Origin of the sequence: Cellulomonas iranensis NBRC 101100 = JCM 18110 (genome assembly GCF_001552375.1) — a bacterium.
In the GTDB taxonomy this organism is placed as follows: domain Bacteria; phylum Actinomycetota; class Actinomycetes; order Actinomycetales; family Cellulomonadaceae; genus Cellulomonas; species Cellulomonas iranensis.
The window spans coordinates 1-2513 of sequence record NZ_BCRB01000173.1 but is presented as its reverse complement, the minus strand read 5'-3'; the positions used below and the strand labels follow the sequence as shown (position 1 = coordinate 2513).

4 protein-coding genes are annotated in these 2513 nt (G+C 77.9%); 2 read left to right on the top strand and 2 right to left on the bottom strand.

Features of this window, described 5'->3' with window-relative positions:
• The first annotated feature begins 164 nt into the window (after positions 1 to 164).
• Positions 165 to 794 (top strand): DUF2238 domain-containing protein, encoded by a 630-nt coding sequence (locus tag CS2_RS18120; RefSeq protein ID WP_233421267.1) that lies wholly within the window; start codon positions 165 to 167, stop codon positions 792 to 794.
• Between the two features lie 87 nt (positions 795 to 881).
• Here the strand turns inward: CS2_RS18120 and CS2_RS18115 are convergent, their stop codons facing one another.
• Together CS2_RS18115 and CS2_RS18110 are read right to left on the bottom strand one after the other, a co-directional pair.
• Entirely contained in the window at positions 882 to 1292 is a 411-nt protein-coding gene (locus tag CS2_RS18115; RefSeq protein WP_046529120.1) for a TIGR03618 family F420-dependent PPOX class oxidoreductase, read from the bottom strand.
• A gap of 249 nt (positions 1293 to 1541) precedes the next feature.
• Entirely contained in the window at positions 1542 to 2129 is a 588-nt protein-coding gene (locus CS2_RS18110) for a TetR/AcrR family transcriptional regulator (RefSeq protein ID WP_070321006.1), read from the bottom strand.
• An 87-nt stretch (positions 2130 to 2216) separates the two neighbouring features.
• Between CS2_RS18110 and CS2_RS18105 the strand changes: the two genes are divergently transcribed.
• Positions 2217 to 2465: a hypothetical protein gene (locus tag CS2_RS18105; RefSeq protein WP_046529118.1), complete on the top strand. Its 249-nt coding sequence runs from the start codon at positions 2217 to 2219 to the stop codon at positions 2463 to 2465.
• Positions 2466 to 2513: the final 48 nt, after the last annotated feature.

The following is a 2513-nucleotide window of genomic DNA, read 5'->3' as shown; positions in this document are numbered from 1 at the left end:
CCGCGGGCCGCCGGCGTCCGCGGCGGGCCGGCCCCGGGCGTCGAGCCGTCGGAGCGCACGCCCGACGCCGTCGCGCGGGGTCGCCCGCCGGGCGTGCGCACCGCACGCCCTCGTCGTACGGTCGCCGCGCGCCGGGCCGACCCGGGCGCGGGGGGAGGGGGACGATGACGACGACGCGCGCCGGCATGCCGGCCCCCGTGCCGCGCCTGCTGCTCGCGGGCCCGGGCGGTGTCGTGCGGGCCGCGGGTGCGGTCAGCGTGCTCGTCGCCCTCGTCGCGCGCGGACCCGTCGACGCCGTGCTGCTCGTCCTCGTGCTCGGCGGGCTCGTCGTGCCCGTCGTCGTGCGCGCCCCCGCCGCGCTCGACGCCGCGTACGGAGCGTCGCTGCTGGTCGCGGCGTGGTGCGCGGTCCTCGAGCTCTACCAGGCGGTGCCGTGGCTCGACGTGGTCGCGCACGTGGGCGTCACCGGGCTCGTCGCGGCGGTCGCGCACCTCGCGCTCGCGCGCACCACGGGCGCCGTGCCCGACCCGACCGCCGCGCTTCACCCGACCGCGGTGCCCGACCCCACCGCCGTGCACGGCCGCGCCGCGCGCGCGGGCGCCGTGGTCGTCACGGTTGCGCTCGGGCTCGCGCTCGGCGCGCTGTGGGAGGTCGGCGAGTACGTCGGCCACACCTACGTCGACGACGCGATCTTCGTGACGTACGCCGACACGATCGGCGACCTCGTGGCGGGTGGCGTCGGGTCGGTCGCCGCCGGGCTGTGGCTCGTGTCGCCGGGTCGGCGCGGCACCTGACCGGCGTCGGGCCCGCGGCACCGCACGGGCCCGACGCGCGGCGGTCCCGGTGCGCCCGCGCGCCGTCGCGCGACGGCCCGGAGGGTCTCAGTCCTGCTTCGCGGCGCCCCAGCCGTGCCAGTGCTCGACCTCGACCAGCACGCTCACGCGCGCGCGGTCCCGCACCGGGTACGGCTTGCCGCCGTAGTGCACCGACAGGCGGTCGATGTCGACGAGGTCGACGTCGTCGCGCCACTCCACGACGCGACCTTGGACGCTCACGTGCGTGTACCAGCTCTCCTGCGACAGCGCCGTGAGCGAGACCCGCGGGTCGTGCCGCAGGTGACGCAGCCGCGCGCGCGACGCATCGAGGTTGAGCAGCACGCGGCCGTCGTCCTCCAGCAGGTACCAGGTCGCGACCGTCACGGGGTGGCCGTCGGGGTGGATCGTCGCCATCACCGCGGGGTTGGGCTGCGCGAGCAGCGCGGCGACGTCGGCGGGCAGGGGAGGCGTGGGCACGGCGGGTCCTCTCGACGGGGAGCGTCCAGTGTCGCGCGGGCGAAGGTCGAGAGGCGACCCCGTGATCGGCCCCCGTCGGGGCCGCCTGCCGCGTGGTGACCCCGTCATCGGTGGCGGGTCGGAGCGGGTGGGTGCGACGGATGGCGGGGTCGTGGGGCGACGCTCGGCGGCGCGTCATCGGTGCGTCGCGTCGCCGGTCCCGGGCGGTCGGTCCGTTCGCCCCGGGACGTCGTGCGGTCCGGCGCGTGCTCAGGCGGCGCCGGCGAGCGCCTCGACCTGCGCGACCAGCGCCGCGCGTCGTGCGTCGGCGGCGTCGTCGGGTCCCGTGCTGGTCCCCGCGGTCAGCACGACGTCGCCGAGGCGCGCGAGCGTCCACCACCCGGTGACGAGCGTGACGACGCTGAGCAGCAGGTGCTGGGCGCGCGCGGCGTCCAGGCCGGGCAGCGCGGCGCGCAGGTGCGTCGCGCGGTCGCGGCACGTGGCCGCCCGGTGGTCGGCCGACGCGGCCTCGTCGAGCTCGAGGCTCTCCCAGGCCAGCAGGCGGGCGAGGTCGGGCGTGCGGCGGTAGCGGTCGAACAGCTCGCCGGCCCAGGCGCCGACCGCCGCGGGGCCGGTGCCCTCGACCTGCGCGCCGTCGAGGAGGCCGCCGAGGCGGTCGGCGAGGACGGCGCCGAACAGTCCGCGCTTGTCGCCGAAGTACGCGTACACGCGTTCCTTGTTGACGCCCGCGTCGCGGCTGAGCGCGTCCATGGTCGTGCCGGCGAAGCCGCGCGCGGCGAACTGCCGTGCGCCGGCGTCGAGCAGCCGACGTCGGGTGCCTGCGGTGTCCCATGCCACGGCGCCACCCTACGCGACTCCAACTGATCGTTTGGTTTCCGCGGGCGCCGGGGTTACCGTCTCTCCAACCGATCGTTTGGAGTTCTCGTGCGTCCTCTCCCGCTCCTGCCCCGCATCGCCGTCACCTGGCTCGCGATCTTCCCGCTCGTCGTCGTGGCCCGGGCGCTCCTGCGGCCCGTGGTCGACGGCTGGCCCGACGTCGCCGCGACCGCGCTGCTCATGGCCGTCGTCGTGCCCGTCGCCGTGCTCGTCGCGGTCCCCGCCCTCACCCGCGCGTACACCGCGCTGCGGGGGTCGCGCGCGCCGCGCGCCGCGCAGCCCGGGACGCCCCGATGAGGGCCCTCGTGCTCGGCGCGCGCGGCGCCGTGGGCGCGGTCGCGGCCG